The following is a 25,122-nucleotide window of genomic DNA, read 5'->3' as shown; positions in this document are numbered from 1 at the left end:
TCCAGCTCCTCGTATCCGGCTGCGCGACGGGAGCGATCTACGCGCTGATCGCGGTCGGCTTCACGCTGCTCTGGCAGACCTCGCAGACCATCAACTTTGCGCAGGGCGAGTTCGTCATGCTGCCAGCGTTCTTCATGCTGGCGGCGATGCATGCGGGCGCGCCGTTCTGGCTCGCGATCCTGGTCGGCATCGTGTTGTCGATGATGCTGCTGGGCTTAGGCTTCAAGCTGCTGCTGGTCGATCCGATGCTGCGTCACGGCGTGCTGCCCCTTGCGATCGCCACCATGGCGCTTGCGACCGGGATCAAGGAGGCGGTGAAGCAGTTCTACAGCGCGGAGGCCTCGCCGTTTCCTTCCGTCGTGCCGGCGGGCGAAATCTCCATCCTCGGACACACGGTGTCGCTGCAAAGCCTCGGCGTGCTGGCGCTCGCCATCGCCGCCGTGGTCGGCCTCACGGCACTGCTGAACCGCACCTCCATCGGCCGGCAGATGCAGGCGGTGGCGCAGAACCCGAACGTCGCGCGCATCATCGGCATCCCGGTGGCGCGGATGATCCTGCTGACTTTCCTGATCAACGCGTTCCTGATCGCGGTTGCCTCGGTCCTGATCACGCCGATCTATCTTGCAAAATTTTCCAGCGGCGAAGTGCTGGGCCAAGCCGCCTTCATCGCCGCCATCGTCGGGGGCTTCAATCAGATCCGCGGCGCGATTGCCGGCGGGCTCCTGATCGGCATCGTCGATAATCTCTCGGCGGCCTATGTCTCGACGCAATACCGCTCCGCGGTGCCGCTGATCCTTCTGATCGTGATCATTCTGTTCCGTCCGCAAGGCCTGCTCGGCCGCGCCGAGGAGCGCGCGGTATGAGCGCGATCGGCAAATACATCCGGCCCGCGCTCGGCCTTGCCGTTGTCGCGGCGCTGATCCTGGTTCCCATGAGCTTCAGCCGCTATGGCCTGTTCATCCTGAGCCAGTGGGCGGTGATGACCATCGCGGCGATGGGGCTGAACCTTACGCTCGGCTATGCCGGGCAGGTCTCTCTGGCGCAGGGCGCCTTTGTCGGCGTCGGCGCCTACGCGGCCGCGATCATGACCACGCACGGGCTGCCGCTGGCATCGGCGCTGGTGGTGGCGATGCTGCTCTGCTTTGCGATCGGCTGGCTGCTCGGCTATCCCGCGCTTCGCGTGCAGCATCATTATCTCGCCTTCGTCACGCTGGCGTTCTCGACGCTCGCCTTCCTGGTGTTCCGCAACGAGAGCTGGCTGACCGGCGGCACCTACGGCATTTCCAATATCCCACGGCCGCACATCTTCGGGTTCGCTACCGGCAAGCCGCTGCCATTCTACTATGTCTGTCTCGGCATGCTGGGCCTCGTCACATCAGCGACCTGGTGGCTGATCCGCTCGCCCTGGGGCCGCGCCTTCGTGGCGCTGCGCGAGAACCCGATCCGCGCGCAATCGCTCGGGGTCGATACGCGCCGTTACACCTTGATGGCCTTCGCCATCGGTTCTGCGCTTGGCGGCGTCGCGGGCGCGATCTATGCGCCGCTGACGCAATACATCGACCCGGTTCCGTTCGACCTGTCGCTCTCGCTGGATCTGTTGATGATGGTGATCGTTGGCGGCTCCGGCTCCTTCTTCGGTCCGTTCCTCGGCGCGATGATCGCGGTACTGCTGCCGGAATGGCTGCGTTTCACCGAGGGCTATTATCTGCTGCTGTATGCGATTGCGGTGATCCTGCTCCTGATCTGGTCGCCGACCGGCATTCTGGGAATCCTCGATCGCTATCTCGCCGATCGCCGCACCAAGGTCGCTTCCGCGCAACGCGCCCTCGCCAAATCGAGGCTGGAGACGGCACAATGAGCGCAGTGCTCGAGGTCAGCGAGATCAAGAAGCATTTTGGCGGCATCACCGCGGTCAATGGCGTCAGCTTCGATGTGCAGGAAGGCGAGATCCTCGGGCTGATCGGGCCGAACGGCTGCGGCAAGTCGACCCTGTTCAACTGCATCCTCGGCCAGCTCATGCCGAGCGCGGGCGAGGTCAAGGTCGACGGCAAGCTCGTCACGGGCTTGCGGCCGTCGGAGCTCAATCGTCTCGGCGTCAGCCGCACCTTCCAGCTGCTGCAGGTGTTTCCAAAACTGTCGGTGCTGGAGAACCTGATCCTCGCCGGCCAGGAGCATCAGGGCAGCATGATGTCGCGGTTGTTCGGCCGCCCGGACGCGGGGCTCGCGGATGCCGCCAATCGGATGATCGGATTCTTCAAGCTCGATCATCTCGCCAACGAACCGGCGGGTGGCCTGTCCTATGGTCAGCAGAAGCTGCTTGACGCTGCGATGGCGTTCATGGGCGGGCCACGGCTGGTGTTGCTCGACGAGCCCGCCGGCGGCGTCAACCCATCGATGCTGTCGGACCTGAAGGAGCGGCTTGCTGCGATCAACCGTGAGCGGCGCGCCACCTTCGTCGTGATCGAGCACAACATGGAATTCGTGATGTCGCTCTGCTCGCGCGTCATGGTGATGGCCGAGGGCAGGGTGCTGGCGATGGGACGGCCGGACGAGATTCGCAAGAACCCCGCCGTGATCGAAGCCTATCTCGGGCACTAAAGGTCGATGACGATGAGTAACACGATCCTGGATGTGCAAAATCTCGTCGGCGGCTACGGCAAGATGACGATCCTCAACGGCACCAGCTTTACGGTGCCCGCCGGGTCGATCACAACTATCATCGGCCCGAACGGCGCCGGCAAGTCGACGGTCTTTAAGGCAATCTTTGGCCTGTTGAAGCTGCGCGAAGGCAAGATCATCTTCCGCGGCCGCGACGTCACGAATTTGAGCCAGCGCGCGCTGCTCAACGCCGGCATCTGCTATGTGCCGCAGGGCCGCAACATCTTCCCCGAGTTGTCGGTGCGCCACAATATCGAGCTCGGCGCGGTCGTCGCCGACGTCCCTGACCTACCGGCGCGCATCGAGGCCGCGCTCGATAAATTTCCCGTGCTGCGCACCAAGGCGAAGCAGCAGGCCTCGACACTGTCGGGCGGCGAGCAGAAGCAGCTCGAGATCGCCCGCGGCCTGCTGCTCAATCCGCAGCTTATCCTGATCGACGAACCCTCGATCGGGCTCTCGCCCCTGATGGTGCAGCAGACCTTCAATATCCTGAAGGACCTTCGCGACCGCGGCGTCTCGATCCTGATGATCGAGCAGAATGCACGATCGGCACTGGAAATCTCCGATCTCGGCATCGTGCTCGAGCTCGGCCGGACTCGTCTCGTCGACAAGGCCGAGAAAGTGCTGAACGATCCCCGTATCGGGCAATTGTTCCTCGGCGGCGCCATGGAGGACAGTGCGGCATGAGCAAGCGTTCGATCGCCACCGTCTCCCTGTCGGGCGCACTCGATGAAAAGCTGCGCGCCGTTGCTGCGGCGGGATTCCAGGCAGTTGAGATCTTCGAGAACGATCTGCTCTCCTTCGCTGGACATCCGTCCGACGTTGCAAAGCTCTGCCGCGACCTTGGCCTCGAGATTTGCGCGTTCCAGCCGTTCCGCGATTTCGAGGGCATGCCGGAGCCGCAACGGGCGCGCTGTTTCGCGCGGGCCGAGCGCAAGTTCGACCTGATGTGCGAGCTGCAGGCCGACCTCCTGCTGATCTGCAGCAATGTGTCGCCGGCTTCGCTCGGTGGCATCGACCGGGCGGCCGCGGATTTCCATGCGCTTGGTGAGCTGGCGGCCAAGCGCGGCCTGCGGGTCGGCTTCGAGGCGCTCGCCTGGGGCCGGCATGTCAATGACTACCGCGACGCCTGGGAGATCGTGCGGCGCGCCGACCACAAAGCGATCGGCGTCATCCTCGACAGCTTCCATGCGCTGGCGCGCGCAACGCCGACCGCGGCGATCCGGTCTATCCCCGCCGACAGGATCTTCCTGGTTCAGCTGGCGGATGCGCCGAAGCTCGACCTTGATCTGCTCTCTTGGAGCCGGCATTTCCGCTGCTTCCCCGGGCAGGGCGAGCTGCCCGTGCCTGAATTCATGGAGGCGATCGCCGCGACCGGCTATGCCGGGCCGCTGTCGCTGGAAATCTTCAACGATCAGTTCCGCGCCGGCTCGGCTGCGCGCACCGCGATCGACGGCATGCGCTCGCTGACCCTGCTGGAGGATCAGCTTGCCCCCTCCCTAACGCGCGAGCGGGGGAGGGACGGGTGGGGGCAAGCGGCCCAGGCGTTGGTGCCGAAGGCGCAAAGCCACGGCGTCGGCTTTGTCGAATTCGCCGTTAATGAGACGAAAGCGGGCGAGCTTGCGGCGCTGTTCGGCCAGCTCGGCTTCCGCAAGACCGGCACGCATCGCAGCAAGGCCGTCGAGCGATGGTCGCAAGGTCAGGTCGAGCTCGTCATCAATTGCGAGACCGACAGCTTTGCGCATTCGCACTACATCACCCACGGTCCCGGCGTCTGCGCGATCGCGCTGGATGTCGACGACGCGCGCCGCACCATGGCGCGCGCCGAAGCGCTGAGGGCGCGCACCTTCTATACGCCGGTCGGGCCGGGCGAATTGGAGATCCCGGCGATCCACGGGGTCGGCGGCAGCCTGCTTTATTTCCTCGAAACCGAGGGCCAGAACTGGGACACCGATTTCGAGGCGGTGGGCAGCGTCGGCGCTGCCGCCGATCGCCTGCGCGCGGTCGACCACATCTCGCATTCAATGCCTTATGACGAGATGCTGTCCTGGCTCCTGTTCTATACCGGCATCCTCGATCTCAGGCGCCTGCCGCAGCAGGAGATCGCCGATCCGCGCGGGCTGGTGCAGAGCCAGGCCATCATCAACACCGGGCAGAGCCTGCGTATCATCCTCAACGGCTCGGCCGCGACGCGGACGCTGTCGGCGCGCTTCATCTCGGAGTTTTTCGGCTCGGGCGTGCAGCACATCGCCTTCTCCTGCGAGGACATCTTCGCAAGCGTAAAGGAGATGCGCGAGCGCGGCGCGGATTTCCTGGAGATCCCCGACAATTACTACGACGACATCGAGGCCAAATACGACCTCGATGCCGTAACCATGGCGGCACTCCGCGCCAACCGGATTCTCTACGACCGCGAAGGCGAGGGCGAATTCTTCCAGGTCTACACCCACATCTTCGACGACCGCTTTTTCTTCGAGATTGTCGAGCGGCGCAACTACCAGGGCTTTGGCGCGGCGAATGCGGCGATCCGGCTGGCGGCGCAGGCGCGCGAGGTGCGGCCGCTCTCGATTCCACGCACCTAGCGCATGATCCGGAAAAGTGTGCAGCGGTTTTCCGAATAGATCATGCGCCAACAAAGAAGCTAAGGCGCGTCGCTTTAGCGGCACTATGAAAAACAAAACAGGGAGGCTTCCATGCGGCTGAGAATCTCGTTGGTGGCGGCAAGCTTGCTGCTCGGCGTTTGCGGCGCACGCGCCGAGAGTGCCGGCGTTGCGGTCAGGATCGACAGCGGTCCGATCACCGGCAAATTCAAGTTGAACAGCAAGGTGCGCGCCTTCCTCGGGATTCCCTTCGCCGCACCACCCGTCGGCCCCCTGCGCTGGAAGCCGCCGCAGCCGGTCGCAAGCTGGCAGGCGCCGCGCGCGACGACGTCGTTCGGCGCGCAATGCATGCAGGGCGGCCGCTCCAAGACCTCGGTCTACTATGAATATGCGGGCGACCAGCAGAGCAGCGAGGACTGCCTGTTCCTCAACGTCTGGGCGCCATCCGAGACGCGCGACGGCAAGCTGCCGGTGATGGTCTGGATCTATGGCGGCGGCTTTCAGCAGGGCTCCGCGGCCAATCCGGTGTTTGACGGCAGGCGGCTTGCCGCGCGCGGCGTGGTCGTCGTCTCCATCAATTATCGCGTCGGCATCTTCGGCTTCATGGCGCATCCGGAGCTGACTGCGGAATCGCCCAAGCACGCCTCCGGCAATTACGGCCTGCTCGATATCGTCGCCGGACTGGAATGGGTGAAGCGCAACGCGGCTGCGGTCGGCGGCGACGCGCGCAACGTCACCATCTTCGGTCAGTCTGCGGGTGCGATCTCGGTGACCTATCTCTATGCCTCGCCGTTGTCACACGGGCTGTTCGCACGGGGCATCGCCGAGAGCCTCGGCTTCACCAACAAGACCATGACCGATCTCGCGACCGCCGAAGCTGGTGGCAAGGCGCTGGGCGAGAAGGTCGGCGCGAGCAATCTCGCCGCGCTGCGCGAGGTGCCGGCGGAGAAGCTGCTGGAGACCAAGGTGCGGATGGGTCCGATCGTCGACGGCTATTTCCTGCCCGAAAATCCCTACACCGTATACTCCGAGGGCAAGGAAGCACCGCTGCCGCTGATGGCAGGCTGGAACGACAATGAGGGCAACACCTTCCCGCATACCAAGACACTCGCCGCCTATCAGGACTGGGTGCGGAAGAAGTATCCGGACATCGCCGACCGCCTGCTCGCGGCTTATCCGGCGAGCAGCGATGATGAGGCCAAGACGGCAAACAAGGAGCTCGTTCGCGACAGCTTGTTTGCCTGGGGGCCCTGGGCCGCGGTGCGGCTGCATGCGAAGAACAATTTCCCGGCCTATCTCTATCATTTCAGCCATCCGCAGCCGCTGCGTGCCGGCGTGACTTATGACGAGATCGACACCGCCGCCGGCCTCGGCACCTTCCACAGCTCCGAATACCCCTACATCTTCGGCACGCTCGATGTGCTCAAGCGCGACTGGACGAACGCCGACCGCGCGATTTCAGACAATCTGCAAAGCTATTGGGTGGCCTATGCCTATGCCGGCAGCCCCAATGCGGCTGGGCTTGCCCGCTGGCCGCGCTTCAGCGAGGCTGCGGATACCACGATGTATCTCGGCGACAAGGTCGGCCCGGGGCCGGTGCCTCATCTCGATCACCTGAAGCTGTTCGATGCGCTCCCTGCACCCTTCCACGGCTTCTGACGGCGCGTTACAGAGCCAGTTCCGGCGCGGGCATGCCGCGCTGGAACATCAGGAGATCGAGCGGCGGCGGCTCCTTGCCGGTAACGATGGAGCAGCAGGCATGCGCGTGGCCGCGGTGATGGGTTTGGTGGTTGAACAAATGCAGCAGGATATCGCTCAGCGCCTGCTGCTGCGGCGCGCCTGACATGGTCCGGTAGGACACCGATGCGGCTAGGTCGGCCTCGCTGTATCCGCCGATGACGCGCGCAAGGCGCGCATCCTCGGCCATGCGCGCGCGGGCAAGCGCGTTGCGGTCCTCGAACAGGATGGCATCGAGCCGGTTCGGGTGCTCTCCTTCGCCGGTCAGCCGTTTCAGCCAGACGCGGTCGGTGAGCAGCAGATGATTGAGCGTGCCATGCAGGCTGCCGAAGAACACGCCGGTCGCGCGCCGGTACTGCTCGTCCGGCATCGACAGTGCGGCCGCATAGATGCGCTTGTTGGCCCAGTGGTTGTAGTCGGCAAGCTGCCTGAAATGCTTGATGCTCATGGCCTGAATCCTGGAAAGCGGATCGGATGCTAGCTTGATCCGCTCATGCGATTGGTGAGATTATCTCACCAATCGGAGAAGCCGAGATGACAAGTCCCGCGATCCCCTCGGCGCGAGCGCTGGCGGCACTGTCGTCGCTCTCAAGCGTTGGCAGCCTGGCGCAAGCCGCCGATCAGCTCGGCGTCACGCGCTCGGCGCTATCGCACCGAATCGCCGAGCTAGAGAAAAGCCTTGGCGTTGCGCTGGTGCGCAAGGCGGGACGCAAGCTCGTTCTCACCGAGGACGGCGAGCGGCTGCTTGCCACCGTCGGCGACGCGCTGGAGCGGATCGAGGCGGCGGTCAAGCCGTTCAAACGCGACCGCGGCCAGATCCGGCTATCGACGGTGACGACGTTCGCCTCGCACTGGCTGATCCCGCGGCTCGCAGAATTCCAGGCGCGGCATCCGCGCATCGAGGTCGCGATCTCGACCACGACGCGCGCGGTCGACCTCGGCCGCGAGGACATCGATTGCGCCATCCGCCACGGCCGCGGCGCGTGGAAAGGATTGACCGCGACGCCGTTGTTCAAGGAAACGCTGATGCCGGTCGCGGCGCCGTCTGTCGCCGCGCGTCTTCGCCCGAGGCTAGGGCATGGCATGGCCCTGATCCGGGCCCGCTCGCGCTTCATGGATTGGGCGCGATGGCAGAAGACCGAGCGTGCGTTCCCGGCGAAGGTGAGGTGGCTGACCGTGGAGACGCGGGCGCAGGCGCTCGACGCCGCGATAGCGGGCGCCGGCATCGCGCTGATGGACATGGCCTATATCGGCCCGCACGTCAGCGCGGGCCGGGTCAGGATGCTGGCCGAGCGGCCGCTGCAATTATCGACCGGTTACTATTTCGTGCACACGCCGCGCGCGAGGAATCTCCCGCTCCTGATGCTGTTCCGCGATTGGGTCGTGGAGGCGGCGCAGCCTTTTCGCAAGGAATGGCCCACCAATGAGCGCCAGGGTTAGCGGCGCGTAAACAGGCTCGCTTGCAATTGAACGAAATTTGAGCGCAACAGCGCTGATCCGGCTTTACGGAATCGTCGGAACCCTTCGCTATGAATGACAGGCGGACACGCGCTTGCCTGGTCCGGCGCGCTTGAAGGTTGGATAATGAGCCTGACGAAATCTTATTTGCGGGATCTCGACGACGCAATCTCGCGCGGGACGGCCGAGAGCCGTGAGCGCGCCCTGTGGCATGCGACCGATCTCTTGATCGCCGGCAGCTACAGCGAGGAGGAGGTGCTGACCTTCGGCAGCGTCATCGGCCGCCTCGCGGAGGAGATCGAGGTCGAAGTCCGCGCGCAGCTCTCCGAGCGGCTCGCCCGTTTCGACGGTGCGCCCGCCAATGTCATCCAGCAGCTCGCATTCGACGATGCGATCGAGGTCGCAGGACCCGTGCTCGAGGAGTCGGCCCAGCTCGACGACGACACGCTGATCGCCAATGCCTGGAGCAAGAGCCAGGCGCACATGCTGGCGATCTCCAGGCGCAAGTCGATCGGCGAATCCGTGACCGACGCGCTGGTCGCGCGCGGCAATCGCGCCGTGGTCAGTTCGCTGGCCGGCAATGGTGGCGCGAACTTTTCCAGCCCCGGCCTCTTGCACATGGTCAAGCGTGCCGAGGGTGATTCGATCCTCGCCGAGCAACTCGGCTTGCGCAAGGATATCCCGCGGCACCTGTTCCAGCAGCTCATAGCCAAGGCGACCGACGACGTGCGCAAGCGGCTGGAGCGCGAGCGTCCGGAGATGGTCGGGGCGATCGGCGCCTCCGTCGTCGGCGTCGCAGGGGAGCTGCAATCCAAATTCGGCCCGGTGTCGCGGAGCTACTTCGTCGCCAAGCGCGTGGTGACGGCGCAGCATCGGCTGGGCAATCTCAACGAAGCCAGCATCGCCGGCTACGCTCGGGCGCACAAGCTCGAAGAGGTCACCATCGGGCTGTCGCTGCTCTGCGCGCTGCCGGTCGACGTCATCGAGCGGGTCCTGGTGAACAGCGATCAGCAGATGTTCCTGGTTCTCGCCAAGGCGCTGAATTTCTCCTGGGAGACCACCATGGCGCTGTTGTTCGTGGCCGCAAAGGACCACCGCATCACGGCGCGCGACCTGAACGACCTCGAACGCGAATTCAGCCGGCTCAACGCTGCGACCTCGATGAGCGTTCTCAAATTCTACCAATCGCGCCGGGATACCGACGCTGCGGAACCGAGCGCCGGCCACGAGGCCCGGCTCGCCGTGAACTGAAGCCTGGACCCGGACCCGGAAGGGGATACGACCATGAATACTGCGCTTTTCCGCTCTTCTGGCGAAGGACAGCTCGACCGCTCTCCGGCGGAAATGGCCTGGCTGGTGCTGGAAGCAGCCAACGACCTCGGCGACAATGCGACGGTCGAAGTCTGTCGCCGCGTCATCGACGCGGATCTGAGCGGCAAGGCGGCCTCGCCCGGTGACCTGCAGGTTCTCGTGCATTATTTCAGGTAAGCGCGGGGCTAACCTGCGCCGAGCGCGACCGCGATGTTGTAGGTCATCAGACTCGCGGCATAGGCGAGCACGAGCATATACGCGAAGGTGAGCGCCATATAGCGCCAGCTTCCGGTCTCGCGGCGGATCACGGCCAGCGTGGACGCGCATTGCGGGGCGAAGATATACCAGACAAGCAGCGACAGCGCGGTTGCAAGGCTCCATTTGGTGGTGAGCACCTGGCCGATCTGCGCGGCCGCTTCCTTGCCGCCTTCGATCGCATAAACCGTGCCGAGGGCCGCGACCGCGACCTCGCGCGCGGCCATGCCCGGGATCAGTGCGACGGCGATCTGCCAGTTGAAGCCGACCGGCGCGAGCAGCGGCGCGATCACCTTGCCGATGATGGCCGCCAGACTGAAGTTGATCGCAGGCCCTTGCGCGCCAATGGGTGGCTGCGGGAACGACGCCAGGAACCAGATCAGCACCATCATCGAGAAGATCGTGGTGCCGGCGCGCTGCAGGAACATCTTGGCGCGGTTATAGACGCCGATGGCAATAGAACGCACGCGCGGCATCTTGTAGTCGGGCAATTCCAGCATGAAAGGCGCCGGCTGATAGTCGCGCCACATGAAGAACTTGATCACGAAGGACACGCCGAGGGCGCTGATGATGCCGGCGGCATAGAGGCCGAACATCACGAGCCCTTGCAGGTTGATCCAGCCCGCAATCAGCTTCGGCGGAATGAAGGCCGAGATGATCAGCGTATAGACGGGAATTCGCGCCGAGCAGGTCATCAAGGGCGCGATCAGGATCGTGGTCAGGCGGTCGCGGCGGTTGTCGATCACCCGCGTTGCCATGATGCCGGGGATCGCGCAGGCAAAGCTCGACAGTAGCGGGATGAAGGCGCGGCCGTGCAGGCCGGCGCCGCCCATGATGCGGTCCATCAGGAAAGCGGCGCGCGCCATGTAGCCGAAATCCTCCAGGAGCAGAATGAACAGGAAGATGATGATGATCTGTGGCAGGAACACGATGACGCTGCCGACCCCGGAGATCACGCCGTTCTGCAGGAAGCTCTGCAACAGCCCCGCGGGCAGGGTATCATGCACCCATTGGCCGAGGGCATCGAAGCCCGACGACAACAATAGCATCAGCGGCTGCGCCCAGGCGAACACCGCCTGGAACATCACGAACAGGATGAGAAGCAGGATCGCGAGCCCGCCGAGGGGATGCAGCACCACCGCATCGATCCGCGCGGTCCAGGTATCCGGCCGCGCGGGCAGGCTGACGGAAGAGGCAATGATACGGTCGGCCTCGCGCTGCGTCGCGCGCAACTCGGAGACCGAGAGCGGCTGCCAGAGATTTTCGCGCGGCTTGGCCGGCGCCCGTGCCAGGACCTCGTCGGTCAGCCGCAACAGATCGGCAGTGCCGCCCTTGCGCACCGCGATCGAGGTGACGACCGGCACGCCGAGCGCGTCCGAAAGCCTGGGCACGTCGACGCTGATGCCGCGTCGCGTCGCGATATCGAACATGTTGAGCACGAGCGCGATCGGGCGTCCCGTGCTCTTGAGCTCGAGCAGGAGACGGATGGTCAGCCGCAGATTGGTGGAATCGGCAACGCACAGCACGAGGTCGGGCAAGGCTTCGCCCGCGGTGCGGCCGAGCACGATGTCGCGGGTGATTTCCTCGTCCGGGCTGCGGCCGCGCAGCGAATAGGTGCCGGGCAGGTCGACCACGGAAACCTGCCGTCCCTGCGGCGTGACGAAGGAGCCTTCCTTGCGCTCGACGGTGACGCCCGGATAGTTGGCGACCTTCTGCCGGCTGCCGGTCAGCGCGTTGAACAGCGCGGTCTTGCCGCTGTTCGGCGTGCCCACCAGGGCAAGATGCATCAGAGAGCTTTCCATGTCTAAAAATCCGGCCGCCTCAGGCGACGATGATGGCCATGGCCTCGCGCCGGCGCACCGCGATGGTGACGTTCTCGACACGAACCGCGATCGGATCGCCGCCGACGATGCCCTCGTGCAGCACTTCGACCCGTGCGCCTTCGACAAAGCCGAGCTCGATCAGCCGGCTCTCAAGCTCGACATCGTCCAGCGCGGAGCCGGCCTCGCCGGCGGAAAGGTGCTGGATCACGCCCGAATAGCCGCGCCTTACCAGGCCCAGCGGCAACGGCTGCTTCGTTCCATTGACTTTGCTCATAAGCTCTAAATTTCAATCGCGGGGCGGCAGGTCAAGCTGGCGGCACGCTGCGTAACGCACCTTAGAGGGATTTTAAAGACATCGGTTTCGGCACGTGCCCGGCGGCCGAAGGCGCTCACAGTCAGGTGAGCGCGTGCCTGCACTCGGAATAGCGCCCGCAGGGCGGGGTTCAGCAGACACCCACGCAATCGCGTAAAGGCCAAAGGAGGAGGCACGCATGATCAAATCATCGATCTGGTTGGTGAGGCTTGTCGTTGTTTCCGTAGCGCTGCTGGCAACGCCGGTCTTTGCCGCGGGCGGCGGTGGCGGCGGCGGGGGTGGCGGCGATCCTTCCGGTTCGAACATCATGAATCCGTCCCCGGTCCCGCCGGCAACAACGGCTCCGCACAATGTTCGCTCCGGCCATAAAGGCAAGAAGGTCGACAAGCGATCCTTCCTCTCCGACCCCGCCTTCATTCAGGGATATCAACTCGCCTACAACACGATCTATGATCGCCACGATTACACGTCGGCGATCGACCAGCTCAAGGCGCTCGGCCACGACGACTACGCCAACATCGCCAACCTGATCGGCTATTCCTATCGCAGGCTTGGCGACTACAAGACATCGCAGGTCTGGTATGAGCGCGCGCTCAAATCCGACCCCAATCACGTCCTGACCTGGAACTATTACGGGTTCTGGCAGATCGAGCAGGGCAACCGCGAGCAGGCGGAATATCATCTGCGCCGCATCGCCGAAATCTGCGGCACCGATTGCAGCGAGTATCGCACGCTTGCTGCGGCGCTCGACCAGCCGACCGGGACCGCCATCGTTTATTGACAGCCACCAAGCAAGAGCGAAACGGGCGCGCGTCACGACGTAGCGCGCTCGTTTTTCCCGGTCCGCGTTTTGCTATTGCTGCGGCCGCGTCTCGCTTTGCTGCTTCGGCTCCGCCGCCATGGCGGCCGCAGCACGGCTCTTGAAGTAATCCAGGACGAACAGCCGGATCGCCGACGACAGGTTGCCCTGTTGGCGGTTGCTGTCGATCTCGCCAACGAGCTCCGACAGCGTCATGTTGCGGAGTCCCGAGATCTCCTTCATGCCGTTCCAGAACGCCTCTTCGAGGCTGACGCTGGTCTTGTGACCGGCCACGACGATCGAGCGTTTGACAACGGGGGATTTCATGATCCGGCTCCGTCGTCGATGTGGCGCTGATCCAATAGATCCTTCGCACGTTGCGCGCGCCGCGCCTCGGCCGTGCGCTCGGCCTTGGTCCTTCCAAATCGCGCACGATTGGCTTCTGCCGCTTTCGCCGATTGCTCGCGCTCACTGCGCTTCTTGAAACGCTTGAGATTGACCACTTCCCCCATCGCCATCCCTCATGAAACGGGTTTGGAAGACGCGACAATTTTGAGAAAGAGCGAGTGCGGCGCAAAGCCAAAACGCGCACCGGTCGATCCGGTATCCATTGCTAGAAAGTCCCTGCAAACGCGCTGTGATAGCATCAAAAAATAGGTTTCGCTCTGCGAAAACGAAATGTCTCGTGCTGTATCACAGCGGGGTGTAACGACAATAGTCCAAATAGTCTCAGCCTCTGTCGCTATGATTTATAGTCATATCGTTCTGCCGTAAACGGCTTCACGCTCCGTACTTTTCCGGTGTGGGGGCAGCGATCAATGCCCGGTGGTCGGGCTGCGCGAGCCGATCGAACTTCGCCGTGTCGAGAAAGCCAGTCGTGGCGCGACTTTCTTGTTCGGCGCGAGCGTGGCGCGCAGCGTCGGCGAACGCCGCATCACGCCTCGTGAAGGTGCGCATGCCGCCGGCCGGTCATCGTATGGAATGTATCATGCCATATGCCAGCGCCGGCCGCCGTTTTGCAATCTTGAATAGCGCGGTTGCACCAGCGTTGATCGTACCGTGCGCAAATGCGTCGGTGCTGTTGAAGGGCCAGCGACCCATTCATTCCAGCGTCGTGTGGATGGGCGCGTCGCCTATTTCTTGCGGAAGCGATCGAGGCGAACAACTTCCGCGCCTTCGCCCGGTTTGGCCGGCTCCTCAGCCTTTTCGCCGGCCGCGGGAGCGGCGGGCGGCGCCGCCGGCGCGGCGAGCCCGGAGGCGGCGGGCGCTGCCGGCAGGTTGGGCGAGGGGGCCTCGCTCGCGGCGCCATCAGCCGGCTCGAACTGCAGGCCGAACTGCACGGAGGGATCGAAGAAGCTTTTGATGGCGGTGAAAGGCACCGCGAGCCGCTCCGGGATGCCGCCAAAGGACAGCCCGACCTCGAAGCGATCCTCCGACACCACGAGATCCCAGAACTGATGCTGGAGGATGATCGTCATCTCGTCAGGATATTGGGCGAGCAGCCGCGGCGAGAGCTTGACGCCCTCGGCCTTGGACAGAAAGGTGATGAAGAAATGATGCTCGCCAGGCAGGCCGTGCGCTGCCGCGTCGCTCAACACCTTGCGCAACACGCCGCGCAGCGCATCGCGCGCCAGAACGTCATAACGAATATGATCGGTCGCCATTATTTGAGTCCCATAGCCCTCGGTCATGGCAGGCTCGATAGCTCGCCCCGACTCGCCCTTTGCTTGCATGCTACTCCGGCTCGGGTCCGAAATCAGCAGCGGTCAGCGAGCGATGTTGCGACGGGAAGCCTTTTGACCGGGCAAATTAGAGTGGAGGCTTCTGTTGCCAGGTGCCTCCGAACCCCGCCTGGCGGAGCTTAACCCGCCAGGACTTTAAAGTGGTCTTTCAAACTGCGTTACGCAGCCTGAGCAACCGGAGCATAGTTGTCGTTGGCAACTATTGCAGTAGCCCGATAACGGCGGAACAATACCGGGAAAAAGCACGCCCTTTACGCCCTCGTCGATCCTGTTTCGCCCCCGCCGAAGCCCGACGCGGGGATCGGGCTTGGGTGGAGGCGCCGGGTACCGCCCCCGGGTCCGAATGGTTTATTGCGACGGCGATTTATTTCCATAGCCGGCGAACCGGCGCTCTCAATATAGGGTGCAATTCAAGCGAAGGACAGGGCAGCAAGAGGCCCCATCCGCAGCCAATTCACCGGAAAAGCCGTCGGCACACGCCGAATTGGGTTGGCCCTGGCGTCAAGGTCGATTTAAGTCTCAAGAATGTCCTTGGAATCGCCGCCGGCCGACGTTCCTGCGCCGGAACTCCCCAAACCAGCCAAATCAGCTCCGCCCGGCGTGGTCGCCCTGTTCCTGGCGTTTGCGAAAATGTCGCTCGCCGGCTTTGGCGGCGTGCTGGCGTTCGCTCGCCGCGGCATTGTCGAAGAGCACAAATGGATGACCGCGGACGAGTTCAACGAGACTTTTGCGCTCTGCCATTTCCTGCCCGGCCCCAACATCGTCAACCTGTCGGTCGTGTTCGGCTCGCGCTTTGCCGGAGTAGCGGGCGCGATCGCCGCCTTTGCCGGCCTGATCGGCCCGCCGATGCTGCTGGTGATGGTGCTCGCCGTGCTCTACGCCCATTTCGGCCAGCTCGAAGTGCTGCGGCGAATCCTGGCCGGGATTTCCTGCGGCGCAGTCGGCCTCCTGATCGCGGTGGTGGTCAAGATGCTGATGCCGCTCTTGAAGCGGCGCGACATTTTTGGCCTCGTCATGATGATCGCCGTCTTCGTCGCCATCGGCCTCGCGCGCTTGCCCTTGCAGGTCGTGCTGCTCGTCGCCGTGCCGATATCGATCGGCGTCACCTTTATCCTGATGCGGCGGGTGTCGGCATGAACCCCATCCCCAATCCGATCTGGTCGCTGGTCCTCACCTTTGGCCTGATGTCGCTGTTTGCGGTCGGCGGCGCCAATGCCGCCATCCCCGAAATGCACCGCATTGCCGTCGAGGTGAATCACTGGATCACCGACCGGCAGTTCGCAGACCTCTACGCCATCTCCCAACTCTCGCCGGGGCCGAACGTCTTGATCGTGACCTTGATCGGCTATGCGGTCGCGGGCTTTGGCGGTGCGCTGGTCGCCACGCTAGCGATGTGCGTGCCGACGGCGGCGCTCGCCTATATTGTGAGCCGCTGGCTCCGCCGCTCCAGCACATCGCGCTGGCCCTCCGTCATCCAGACCGCCCTCGTGCCGCTTTCGATCGGGCTGATGGCGGCCTCGGCCATGATCGTGGCGCAGGCGGCGGACCGGACCTGGCCGGCGGTCGTTCTTACGCTGGCAGTGGCCGCGCTCGCCTACACCACGAGGCTCAATCCGCTCTGGCTATTGCTGGCCGGCGGTGTTCTGGGCTTTGCCGGCGTCATTTGAGCTCGCTTCCGCCCTTGTTGTTTGCGGGCAAAACCCTCATTTTCCTTGTATAATTGCTGCGCGGAGCCCCCGAATCGCGGTTATCGAGGGCTAAATCCGCGCTTCCGAAAAGGCACGCCATGAACCAGTATCACGACCTGCTTGAGCGCATCCTCGCCGATGGCGCGGAGAAGCACGACCGCACCGGCACCGGCACGCTGTCGGTGTTCGGCCACCAAATGCGCTTCAATCTGCAGGCCGGTTTCCCCATGCTGACGACCAAGCGCTTGCCGCTGAAGGCGATCGTGCATGAGCTGCTCTGGTTCCTGAAGGGCGACACCAACGTCAAATATCTCCACGATCACGGCGTTACGATCTGGGACGAATGGGCCGACGCCAAGGGCGATCTCGGCCCGGTCTATGGCTCGCAGTGGCGTTCCTGGCCGGCGCCGGATGGCACAAGCATCGATCAGATCAGGAACGTCGTGGAGATGATCAAGCGCAATCCGGATTCGCGCCGCCTGATCGTCACCGCCTGGAATCCGGCCGACGTCGACAAGATGGCGCTGCCGCCGTGCCACTGCCTGTTCCAGTTCTATGTCGCGAGCGGCAAATTGTCGTGCCAGCTCTATCAGCGCTCGGCGGATGTGTTCCTCGGCGTGCCCTTCAACATCGCGTCCTACGCGCTGCTCACCATGATGGTCGCGCGGGTGACAGGCTTGAAGCCCGGCGACTTCGTGCACTCGCTCGGGGACGCTCATCTCTATTCGAACCACCTCGAGCAGGCGCGATTGCAGCTCGCGCGGCCGACACGCCCGCTTCCGATGATGAGGATCAATCCCGAGGTGAAGGACATCTTCGCCTTCAAATACGAAGATTTCAAACTCGAAGGCTACGACCCGCACCCGCACATCAAGGCCGAAGTCGCGGTGTGAGCGGTTGATGTCGCTGTCGATCAACCGTGCGCGTCCCGATCAGTCGGCCCTGATCTATTCGCTGATCCGTGAGCTCGCCGAGTACGAAAAGCTGAGCCATGAAGTCGAGGCGACGGAAGCCGGCATCGCGGCCGCGCTGTTCGGCGACAACCCACGGCTGTTCTGCGAGATCGCGGAATGGAACGGCGAGGGGGTGGGCTTTGCGGTGTGGTTCTTCAATTTCTCGACCTTCTCGGGCCGCCCCGGCATCTATCTCGAAGATCTGTTCGTGCGCCCGGCCTTTCGGGGCAAGGGCATCGGCAAGGCGCTGCTCTCCTATCTTGCCAGACTCAGCCTCGAGCATGGGTGCTCGCGGCTGCAATGGTCGGTGCTCGACTGGAACACGCCGTCGATCGATTTCTACAAATCGCTTGGCGCGGTCATGATGGACGAGTGGACGGTGTGCCGCGTCAACGGCGAGGCACTCAGGAAACTTGCAAAGGCCGCGCCGTGATCGAGACCGTCCTCATCGTCGCGGTCGCCGACAATGGCGTGATCGGCGCGGGCGGCGCGATCCCGTGGCGGCTTAAAGGCGATATTCAGCGCTTCAAGGCGATGACGGTGGGCAAGCCAGTGGTGATGGGCCGCAAGACGTTCCTCTCCTTGAAGCGACCGCTGCCCCATCGCACCAACATCGTGGTCACGCGCGATCGAGACTTTCGCGCCGCCGGCGCCCTGGTCGCGACCTCATTCGAGGCGGCACGCGACGTCGCGCGAGCCGACGCGCTGCGGCGCTCGGTCGCAGAGATCGCCGTGATCGGCGGCGCGGAAATCTATGCGCAATGGATGGACTGTGCCGACCGTCTGGAGATCACCGAAGTCCATGTCAGTCCGGCCGGCGACACCCATCTTGCCGCGATCGACGCGGCGCAATGGGAAGAGGTCGCACGCGAGCGTCATCCGGCAGGTCCCGATGAAACCGCGCCATTTTCCTACGTGACATATCGCCGTCGACATCTGCGGCATTAACCGCATTTGGTAATGTTGACATTGACAAATATCGGCGCAGGCATAGCTCCTGTCCGACTTAAGCTTGCGTTGTAAGGGCAGGAAGCGTCCCTTATAAGGCCTGCCCAATGAGCGAGGGCGGGACGTTTTTGGCCCCGTCGACCCTCCGCGAAGGAGAGCTTCTATGCCGTGGAAGAATCAGGGCGGTGGCCCTTGGGGCTCGGGTCCCAAGGGACCGTGGGGCTCCGGCCCGCAACCGGTTGGCCCGCGTCCGCCCGATCTGGAGGATTTGCTTCGCCGCGGCCAGGACCGGCTGCAACAGCTTCTGCCGGGCGGCTATTTCTCGGGACTTGGGCTTGCCTTGATCCTCGCCGGCGCGCTCGCGATCTGGGCCATGTCCGGCTTCTACCGTGTGCAGTCCGAAGAACTCGGCGTCGTGCTGCGCTTCGGCAAATATGTGTACGACACCCAGCCGGGGCTGCGCTACCACCTGCCATATCCGATCGAGACCGTGCTGCTGCCCAAGGCGCTGCGCGTCAGCACGATCAATATCGGCTGGATGCAAACCGACGGCACGGCGAGGCGCGAGCGCACCCCGCGTGATGTGCCGGAGGAAAGCCTGATGCTGACCGGCGACGAGAATATCGTCGATGTCGAATTCACGGTGTTCTGGCGGATCAAGCCCAATGGCGCCGCCGACTTCCTCTTCAACATCCAGAATCCCGAAGGCACCGTGAAGGCCGTTGCCGAAAGCGCCATGCGCGAAGTCATCGGCCATCGGGACATCCAGCCGATCCTCACCACCGCGCGAGAAGAGGTCCAGACCTCCGTGCAGGAATTGATGCAGAAGACGCTCGACCGCTACGGCTCCGGCGTCCTGATCCAACAGGTGCAGCTCGCACCGGTCAACCCGCCGGCGCAGGTGGTCGAAGCCTTCAACGACGTGCAGAACGCGAAGATCGACTACGAGCGGCTGCAGAACGAAGCGCAGACCTATGCCAACCGCGTCGTGCCCGATGCGCGAGGCCGCGCCGCGCAGATCATCCAGGCCGCCCAGGGCTACAAGCAGCAGGCGGTCGCCGAAGCCAAGGGCCAGAGCGCGCGGTTCCTGAAAGTCTACGACCAATACGTCAAGGCCAAGGACGTGACGCGCGAACGCATCTATCTCGAAACAATGGAGCGCGTCCTCGGCAGCTCGGACAAGCTGATCTACGATTCCGGCTCCGGAGCCGCGCAGGGCGTCGTACCCTACCTTCCCTTGAACGAGCTGGCGCCACGGCGCCAGGCGACGACGGGTCAGCAAGTCCAGCAGGGCCAGCAGCCACAGCCGAGCGGAGGCACGCGATGAGGTCTCCCGTCACCGGAATCGTCACGCTGATCGTGCTGTTCCTTGTTGCGATCGTGGCCTACAGCTCGATCTTCACCGTGCAGCAGACCGAACAGGTGCTGGTGGTGCGGTTCGGCAGGCCGGTCGATATCGCGACCGATCCGGGCCTGCATTTCAAGGCGCCCTTCATCGACACCGTCATTCCCGTCGACAAGCGCATCCTTGATCTTGAAAATCCCTCACAGGAGGTGATCGCCTCCGATCAGAAGCGGCTCGTGGTCGACGCCTTCGCGCGCTACCGCATCAAGGACGCGCTGCGCTTCTACCAGAGTGTCGGCAGCATCCAGGCCGCCAATCTGCAGCTATCGACGCTGTTGACCGCGGCACTGCGGCGCGTGCTCGGCGAAGTCACGCTCATTCAGGTCGTGCGTGAGGAGCGCGAGGCGCTGATGGGACGCATCCGCGACCAGCTCGACAAGGAAGCCAACAGCTACGGCATTGAGGTGGTCGACGTGCGTATCCGTCGCGCCGATCTGCCGGAGCAGAACAGCCAGGCGGTGTACCAGCGCATGAAGACCGAGCGGGAGCGGGAGGCTGCCGAGTTCCGCGCGCAGGGCGGGCAGAAGGCGCTGGAAATCCGCGCCAACGCCGACCGCGAGGCGACCGTGATCGTTGCCGAGGCCAATTCGCAGGCCGAGCAGATCCGCGGCGAGGGCGACGCCGAGCGCAACCGTCTGTTTGCGGAAGCCTATGGCAAGGACCCCGATTTCTTCGCCTTCTACCGCTCGATGTCGGCCTATGAAACCGGCCTGAAGAGCAGCGACACCCGCTTCCTGCTCAAGCCGGATTCCAACTTCTTCCGGTATTTCGGCAACCCCTCGGGCAAGCCGGCCGAGGCGCAATCGGGCAAGCCGGCCGAGGCACCGGCGGCAAGCAATACCGCTCAGGCACCCGCTCCGAAGCCTTAAGCGCATGATCCGGACCCGCAAGGGCCGCGTTAGCGCAAAGTGGGTGGGCCCCGATTTCCCGCCCGCGCGAAGCCTGGAGCGGACCGTCGTGCGGGTTGATGCTTCGGCGGGCGAAGCCATCAGAGAAGATCATGCGCAAACAACGGCGGGGCCGTCAAGTTATTGAGTTGACAGGGGCGAAGCGACGCGATTGCTTCGTTTCCAGCGATGCCAGAACAAGAATCACATGGGAGGTTCCGGTCCGATGAGGTCCATTGCGTTTGCCGATTTCCTCATCGGTCTGGGAGTCCTGTTCGTAATCGAAGGCATCCTGTTCGCCGCGAGCCCGACCTGGATGCGCCGGGCGATGAAAAGCGCGCTGGCGACGCCTGACCATATCCTGCGCGCGGTCGGCATCGGCTCGGCGGTGGCCGGCCTGATCCTGATCTGGGTGATCCGCCGTCCGATCTGATCCTTGGCTCGCTTCCTTGGCTCGTTTCCTTGGCTCGTTCCATCTCTGGCGGCGCACCATCCGGAATGACGACCAAATAACAACGCGATCGTGAGGGCTTACCGTCGGCTTTTTGCCGTATTAAGTAGCTTGAAGGCGCGCTGAGCCAGATGCCGGAGCGCTTGCGCCGCTGCCCCTCCAAGGTGCAGCGTGGCGCCCAATCAGATCCTTTTGGAGAGCCGTTATGACCGCTGCGACCACAGCCTTGAGTCAGCGCCTGCGCCCCGTGCTGGCTGCGATCTTTCTTGGCGCAGCGCCCGCGCTCGTCGCTATCCCGGCTCACGCGCGCGGGCCGGAAGGCATCGCCGACGTCGCCGAGAAGGTGATCGACGCGGTGGTCAATATCTCGACCTCGCAGACGATCGAGGCCAAGGGTGGCGACGGCCACGGCACGATGCCGCAACTGCCGCCAGGCTCGCCGTTCGAGGAGTTTTTCGACGACTTCTTCAAGAACCGCAAGGGCAAGGGCGGCGAGCTGCTGCCGCACAAGACCAACTCGCTCGGATCCGGCTTCATCATCGACCCGTCCGGCATCGTCGTGACCAACAACCACGTCATCGCCGACGCCGACGAGATCAACGTCATCCTCAACGACGGCACCAAGATCAGGGCGGATATCGTCGGCATCGACAAGAAGACCGACCTTGCGGTGTTGAAGTTCAAGCCGCCGCATCCGCTGACGTCGGTCAAGTTCGGCGATTCAGACAAGCTCAGGCTCGGCGACTGGGTGATCGCGATCGGCAACCCGTTCAGCCTGGGCGGCACGGTGACGGCCGGCATCGTCTCGGCCAAGAACCGCGATATCTCCTCCGGTCCCTATGACAGCTACATCCAGACCGACGCCGCCATCAACCGCGGCAATTCCGGCGGCCCGCTTTTCAACCTCGACGGCGAGGTGATCGGCGTCAACACGTTGATCATCTCGCCTTCCGGCGGCTCGATCGGCATCGGCTTTGCCGTGCCGTCGAAAACGGTCGCGAGCGTGGTGTCGCAGCTGCAGCAGTTCGGCGAGTTGCGCCGCGGCTGGCTCGGCGTGCGCATCCAGACCGTCACCGACGAGATCGCCGACAGTCTGAATATCAAGCCGGCGCGCGGCGCGCTGGTGGCGGGCGTCGACGACAAGGGACCGGCCAAACCCGCCGGCATCGAGCCCGGCGACGTCATCGTCAAGTTCGACGGCAAGGACGTCAAGGATCCGAAGGAGCTGTCGCGCGTCGTCGCCGACACCGGCGTCGGCAAGGAGGTCGACGTTGTCCTGATCCGAAAGGGCCAGGAGGAGACTCACAAGGTCATGGTCGGCCGGCTCGAGGACAACGACAAGCCGCAGCCGGCTGCGATGAAGAAGGACGAGCCCGCTGACAAGCCGGTGACGCAGAAGGCGCTCGGGCTTGATCTGGCGACGCTGAGCAAGGATCTGCGCAGCAAGTACAAGATCAAGGACAGCGTCAAGGGCGTGCTGATCACCGGCGTCGACGGCGCCTCGGATGCCGCCGACAAGCGGCTTTCTGCCGGCGACGTCATCGTCGAGGTGGCGCAGGAAGCGGTCTCCAGCGCGGCCGACATCAAGAAGCGGCTCGACGAGCTCAAGAAGAACGGCAAGAAGTCCGTCCTGCTGCTGGTCTCCAACGCCGACGGGGAGCTGCGCTTCGTGGCGCTGAGCGTGCAGTAGGCACGCGCACGCTCACAGCTTTGAATTCGTCATGCCCGGGCTTGACCCGGGCATCCATCAACTTCGGGAGAGCCTTTGCTTGCGATGGATGGCCGGGTCAAGCCCGGCCATGACGAGTGTGCGAGGCGTTAGCCCTCAACGAACTCCTCACGCCGATACCCCTGCGCATAAAGCAGCGCGGTGAGATCGCCAAAATCGATCCGCGCGGCAGCGGCGGCCGCCACTGCCGGCTTCGCATGGTAGGCGACCCCTAATCCTGCATTCTGGATCATGCCGAGATCGTTGGCGCCGTCGCCGGCGACCAGGGTGTCGATATCATCGAGGTCGAAGGACTCGGTGAGCTCGACGAGCGTCGCGAGTTTCACCGCGCGGCCCAGGATCGGCTCCTTCACTTCGCCCGTGAACTTGCCGTCCCGCACGATCAGCTCGTTGGCGCGGTTCTCCTGGAAGCCGATCTTGGCCGCGACCGCGCGCGTGAACAGCGTGAAACCGCCGGAGATCAGGCAGGTATAGGCGCCATGTGCGCGCATGGTCATGACCAGCGCGCGGCCGCCGGGTGTCGGCTGGATGCGCTTGGCCAGCACCTCGTCGACCACGCTGACGGGGAGGTCCTTCAACAGCGATACGCGCTCGCGCAGCGCCGGCTCGAACTCGATCTCGCCGCGCATCGCGCGCTCGGTGATCCTGGCGACGTGGTCCTTCAGCCCGACGAAATCGGCGAGCTCATCGATGCATTCCTGCCCGATCATGGTGGAATCCATGTCCGCCAGAAAAAGCTTCTTGCGCCGCGTGGCGATAGGCTGCACCACAATATCGATCGGCAAATCGTCGCGCGCCGCGCGCAGCCGGTCGGCGATGGCGCGGATCTCGTCCTTGTCGTGGGTCGGATGATCGAAGGGGATGTCGGCCGCGACCTCGTCGAACAGCCAGCGCGCGGGGCCTGGCGAGGGCAGCGCCGCGCGCGCCCCGTCGAGGATGGTGGAATCGAGCGCGGGGTTGTCCGGGTTGCAAATGAGGGTAGCGACGAGAGACATCGTGTGACTTCGGAAGGGAGCAGCAACAAGCCCGTGCTTATCGCAGGGCCGACCGCCAGCGGCAAGTCGGCCTTTGCGCTCGCGCTCGCGCAAAGATGCGGCGGCGTGGTGATCAATGCCGATTCCATGCAGGTCTACCGCGATCTCCGCGTGCTGACGGCGCGTCCGACGCGGGAGGAAGAGGCAGCCGTGGCGCATCGGCTGTACGGCCATGTCGATGCGGCTGTCAATTTTTCGGCCGGCGCGTGGGTCGCGGATGCCGCAAAAGTGCTGGAAGAGGTGCGCGCGGAAGGCCGCGTGCCGATCTTCGTCGGTGGCAGCGGGCTCTATTTCAAGGCGCTGACGCGCGGCCTCTCCGCGGTGCCGCCGATCCCGCCGGAAATCCGCGAGGCCGTGCGCGCGCGGCTTGAGCGTGACGGCGTCGAGGCGATGCATGTCGAGCTTGCGCGCCGCGATGCCGCTTCCGCCGCACGGCTGAAGGTGCACGACCGCACCCGCATCGCCCGCGCGCTCGAAGTCGTCGAAGCGACGGGTCGATCACTCGCTGACTGGCATCGCGAGGGCCTGCCGCCGCTCTTGTCACCTGGAAGTTCTCACGCCGTGTTTCTTGCGCCCGATCGCGAGGTGCTCTATGCGCGGATCGATGCGCGCTTCGACGCGATGCTGAAGGCGGGTGCGTTGGAAGAGGTCGCGCGCCTCGCCGCGCGTGACCTCGATCCTTTGTTGCCGGCGATGAAGGCCCATGGCGTGCCGACATTGATCCGTCACTTGCGCGGCGAGCTCACGCTGGAGGAAGCGGCCGTGATCGGCCGCGCCGACACCCGCCACTACGCCAAGCGGCAGTTCACCTGGTTCCGGCATCAACTGCCGGAGTTTGAATGGGTGAGGCCGGAAGCGGCGAGGGAGTGGCTGGAATCTGTCACCACAAGATAGCTCGTCATTCCGGGATGCGCCGAAGGCGCAGGCCCGGAATCTATAACTCGAGCTGGTGGTTATGGATTCCGGGCTCGCGCTTTCGCGCGCCCCGGAATGACGAATGGTGAAAAGAGCCTTCACGCGCTTTTTGCGCCGCTTCAGCAAATTCCCTCTCGCCGAACGCCAATAAGCTCGTTAAGCTTCAGAAATCGCGCCTGCAGGGCGGTTCGGCTTGACTTTGCCGGCTTGGCCGCTATGTTTCGCGCAACCTTTGGGAAGTCCGAGCCGCTCGATGCGTAATATTATTACCAAACTCCTCATTGCCGTCGTACCCAGGCGCACCGCCGGGGGTGGCTGACTGCCATCCAGATACGGACGGTGCGCATGGGCCTCTTGAGGCCCTTTTTTATTTCCCGAAGCAAAAACAAGCCGCTGGCAGCGGCACGACCAGGACG

At 64.0% G+C, this 25,122-nt stretch carries 29 protein-coding genes and 1 other RNA gene; 20 read left to right on the top strand and 10 right to left on the bottom strand.

What is annotated here, in order from left to right:
• The 6 genes from VKR55_RS16960 to VKR55_RS16935 all read left to right on the top strand — a co-directional run.
• Positions 1-863, top strand: an 863-nt coding sequence (locus VKR55_RS16960; protein WP_324405068.1) for a branched-chain amino acid ABC transporter permease, incomplete at its 5' end; no start/stop codon positions are given.
• The gene (locus tag VKR55_RS16955; protein ID WP_324405067.1) at positions 860-1,858 is read left to right on the top strand and encodes a branched-chain amino acid ABC transporter permease; all 999 of its coding nucleotides are present in this window, start codon (positions 860-862) and stop codon (positions 1,856-1,858) included. The genes VKR55_RS16960 and VKR55_RS16955, both read left to right, overlap by 4 nt.
• Positions 1,855-2,598: an ABC transporter ATP-binding protein gene (locus VKR55_RS16950; protein WP_324405065.1), complete on the top strand. Its 744-nt coding sequence runs from the start codon at positions 1,855-1,857 to the stop codon at positions 2,596-2,598. Before VKR55_RS16955 ends, VKR55_RS16950 begins: the two co-directional genes overlap by 4 nt.
• Before the next feature lie 12 nt (positions 2,599-2,610).
• On the top strand, positions 2,611-3,345 hold the full coding sequence (locus VKR55_RS16945) for an ABC transporter ATP-binding protein (RefSeq protein ID WP_324405064.1): 735 nt from the start codon (positions 2,611-2,613) through the stop codon (positions 3,343-3,345).
• The gene (locus VKR55_RS16940; protein WP_324405063.1) at positions 3,342-5,240 is read left to right on the top strand and encodes a bifunctional sugar phosphate isomerase/epimerase/4-hydroxyphenylpyruvate dioxygenase family protein; all 1,899 of its coding nucleotides are present in this window, start codon (positions 3,342-3,344) and stop codon (positions 5,238-5,240) included. The genes VKR55_RS16945 and VKR55_RS16940 overlap by 4 nt, the downstream gene beginning before the upstream one ends.
• Positions 5,241-5,351: 111 nt before the next feature.
• Positions 5,352-6,917, top strand: coding sequence for a carboxylesterase/lipase family protein (locus VKR55_RS16935; RefSeq protein ID WP_324405062.1), 1,566 nt, complete (start codon positions 5,352-5,354; stop codon positions 6,915-6,917).
• 7 nt (positions 6,918-6,924) lie between these two features.
• On the opposite strand, the gene VKR55_RS16930 is transcribed toward VKR55_RS16935, so the two are convergent.
• A complete protein-coding gene (locus VKR55_RS16930) occupies positions 6,925-7,443 on the bottom strand; it encodes a DinB family protein (protein WP_324405061.1) in 519 nt (172 codons plus the stop codon).
• A gap of 86 nt (positions 7,444-7,529) precedes the next feature.
• Here VKR55_RS16930 and VKR55_RS16925 point away from each other — a divergent pair, with 86 nt between their 5' ends.
• The 3 genes from VKR55_RS16925 (at position 7,530) to VKR55_RS16915 (ending at position 9,941) form a co-directional block, all read left to right on the top strand.
• On the top strand, positions 7,530-8,435 hold the full coding sequence (locus VKR55_RS16925; RefSeq protein WP_324405060.1) for a LysR substrate-binding domain-containing protein: 906 nt from the start codon (positions 7,530-7,532) through the stop codon (positions 8,433-8,435).
• 144 nt (positions 8,436-8,579) lie between these two features.
• The gene (locus VKR55_RS16920) at positions 8,580-9,704 is read left to right on the top strand and encodes a DUF2336 domain-containing protein (RefSeq protein WP_324405059.1); all 1,125 of its coding nucleotides are present in this window, start codon (positions 8,580-8,582) and stop codon (positions 9,702-9,704) included.
• 33 nt (positions 9,705-9,737) lie between these two features.
• Positions 9,738-9,941: a hypothetical protein gene (locus VKR55_RS16915; RefSeq protein ID WP_324405058.1), complete on the top strand. Its 204-nt coding sequence runs from the start codon at positions 9,738-9,740 to the stop codon at positions 9,939-9,941.
• A gap of 8 nt (positions 9,942-9,949) precedes the next feature.
• Here VKR55_RS16915 and feoB read toward each other — a convergent pair whose 3' ends face one another.
• Positions 9,950-11,821, bottom strand: coding sequence for a ferrous iron transporter B (gene feoB, locus VKR55_RS16910; RefSeq protein ID WP_324405057.1), 1,872 nt, complete (start codon positions 11,819-11,821; stop codon positions 9,950-9,952).
• 19 nt (positions 11,822-11,840) lie between these two features.
• Entirely contained in the window at positions 11,841-12,116 is a 276-nt protein-coding gene (locus VKR55_RS16905) for a FeoA family protein (RefSeq protein ID WP_324405056.1), read from the bottom strand.
• Between the two features lie 217 nt (positions 12,117-12,333).
• On the opposite strand from VKR55_RS16905, the gene VKR55_RS16900 reads away from it, so the two are divergent.
• The gene (locus VKR55_RS16900; protein WP_324405054.1) at positions 12,334-12,936 is read left to right on the top strand and encodes a tetratricopeptide repeat protein; all 603 of its coding nucleotides are present in this window, start codon (positions 12,334-12,336) and stop codon (positions 12,934-12,936) included.
• Positions 12,937-13,008: 72 nt separating this feature from the next.
• On the opposite strand, the gene VKR55_RS16895 is transcribed toward VKR55_RS16900, so the two are convergent.
• The 5 genes from VKR55_RS16895 to ssrA all read right to left on the bottom strand — a co-directional run bounded on the left by VKR55_RS16895 (position 13,009) and on the right by ssrA (position 15,124).
• Positions 13,009-13,281 (bottom strand): ribbon-helix-helix domain-containing protein, encoded by a 273-nt coding sequence (locus VKR55_RS16895; RefSeq protein ID WP_324405053.1) that lies wholly within the window; start codon positions 13,279-13,281, stop codon positions 13,009-13,011.
• Positions 13,278-13,466 (bottom strand): DUF4169 family protein, encoded by a 189-nt coding sequence (locus VKR55_RS16890; protein ID WP_324405052.1) that lies wholly within the window; start codon positions 13,464-13,466, stop codon positions 13,278-13,280. Before VKR55_RS16890 ends, VKR55_RS16895 begins: the two co-directional genes overlap by 4 nt.
• Before the next feature lie 268 nt (positions 13,467-13,734).
• Positions 13,735-13,911, bottom strand: coding sequence for a hypothetical protein (locus VKR55_RS16885; RefSeq protein WP_324405050.1), 177 nt, complete (start codon positions 13,909-13,911; stop codon positions 13,735-13,737).
• A 176-nt stretch (positions 13,912-14,087) separates the two neighbouring features.
• On the bottom strand, positions 14,088-14,618 hold the full coding sequence (locus VKR55_RS16880) for an SspB family protein (protein ID WP_324405049.1): 531 nt from the start codon (positions 14,616-14,618) through the stop codon (positions 14,088-14,090).
• Positions 14,619-14,767: 149 nt separating this feature from the next.
• Positions 14,768-15,124: a transfer-messenger RNA gene (gene ssrA, locus VKR55_RS16875) on the bottom strand.
• 97 nt (positions 15,125-15,221) lie between these two features.
• Between ssrA and VKR55_RS16870 the strand changes: the two genes are divergently transcribed.
• The 9 genes from VKR55_RS16870 (at position 15,222) to VKR55_RS16830 (ending at position 22,718) form a co-directional block, all read left to right on the top strand.
• Positions 15,222-15,833, top strand: coding sequence for a chromate transporter (locus tag VKR55_RS16870; protein WP_324405048.1), 612 nt, complete (start codon positions 15,222-15,224; stop codon positions 15,831-15,833).
• A complete protein-coding gene (locus tag VKR55_RS16865; RefSeq protein ID WP_324405047.1) occupies positions 15,830-16,363 on the top strand; it encodes a chromate transporter in 534 nt (177 codons plus the stop codon). The genes VKR55_RS16870 and VKR55_RS16865 overlap by 4 nt, the downstream gene beginning before the upstream one ends.
• 119 nt (positions 16,364-16,482) lie before the next feature.
• Positions 16,483-17,277 carry a thymidylate synthase gene (locus VKR55_RS16860; RefSeq protein WP_324405046.1) on the top strand — a complete coding sequence of 265 codons (795 nt, stop codon included), beginning with the start codon at positions 16,483-16,485 and terminating at the stop codon, positions 17,275-17,277.
• 7 nt (positions 17,278-17,284) lie between these two features.
• The gene (locus VKR55_RS16855; RefSeq protein ID WP_324405045.1) at positions 17,285-17,770 is read left to right on the top strand and encodes a GNAT family N-acetyltransferase; all 486 of its coding nucleotides are present in this window, start codon (positions 17,285-17,287) and stop codon (positions 17,768-17,770) included.
• Complete coding sequence (locus tag VKR55_RS16850) at positions 17,770-18,285, top strand: dihydrofolate reductase (RefSeq protein WP_324405069.1); 516 nt, start codon at positions 17,770-17,772, stop codon at positions 18,283-18,285. The genes VKR55_RS16855 and VKR55_RS16850 overlap by 1 nt, the downstream gene beginning before the upstream one ends.
• Before the next feature lie 163 nt (positions 18,286-18,448).
• Complete coding sequence (gene hflK / locus VKR55_RS16845) at positions 18,449-19,612, top strand: FtsH protease activity modulator HflK (RefSeq protein WP_324405044.1); 1,164 nt, start codon at positions 18,449-18,451, stop codon at positions 19,610-19,612.
• Positions 19,609-20,559 (top strand): protease modulator HflC, encoded by a 951-nt coding sequence (hflC, locus tag VKR55_RS16840; RefSeq protein ID WP_324405043.1) that lies wholly within the window; start codon positions 19,609-19,611, stop codon positions 20,557-20,559. Before hflK ends, hflC begins: the two co-directional genes overlap by 4 nt.
• A 244-nt stretch (positions 20,560-20,803) precedes the next feature.
• Positions 20,804-21,010 (top strand): DUF2065 domain-containing protein, encoded by a 207-nt coding sequence (locus VKR55_RS16835; protein WP_324405042.1) that lies wholly within the window; start codon positions 20,804-20,806, stop codon positions 21,008-21,010.
• A 223-nt stretch (positions 21,011-21,233) separates the two neighbouring features.
• Positions 21,234-22,718, top strand: coding sequence for a Do family serine endopeptidase (locus VKR55_RS16830; protein ID WP_324405041.1), 1,485 nt, complete (start codon positions 21,234-21,236; stop codon positions 22,716-22,718).
• A gap of 128 nt (positions 22,719-22,846) precedes the next feature.
• Here VKR55_RS16830 and serB read toward each other — a convergent pair whose 3' ends face one another.
• Positions 22,847-23,752 (bottom strand): phosphoserine phosphatase SerB, encoded by a 906-nt coding sequence (serB, locus tag VKR55_RS16825; RefSeq protein WP_324405040.1) that lies wholly within the window; start codon positions 23,750-23,752, stop codon positions 22,847-22,849.
• 3 nt (positions 23,753-23,755) lie between these two features.
• On the opposite strand from serB, the gene miaA reads away from it, so the two are divergent.
• On the top strand, positions 23,756-24,685 hold the full coding sequence (miaA, locus tag VKR55_RS16820; protein WP_324405039.1) for a tRNA (adenosine(37)-N6)-dimethylallyltransferase MiaA: 930 nt from the start codon (positions 23,756-23,758) through the stop codon (positions 24,683-24,685).
• Positions 24,686-24,862: 177 nt separating this feature from the next.
• On the opposite strand, the gene VKR55_RS16815 is transcribed toward miaA, so the two are convergent.
• Positions 24,863-25,122, bottom strand: a 260-nt coding sequence (locus VKR55_RS16815; RefSeq protein ID WP_324405038.1) for a hypothetical protein, incomplete at its 5' end; no start/stop codon positions are given.

The sequence above is a fragment of the Bradyrhizobium sp. genome (assembly GCF_035309285.1).
GTDB lineage: Bacteria > Pseudomonadota > Alphaproteobacteria > Rhizobiales > Xanthobacteraceae > Bradyrhizobium.
Note: the sequence above shows the minus strand (reverse complement) of the source record. Positions and strands in the feature narration are given on the sequence as shown.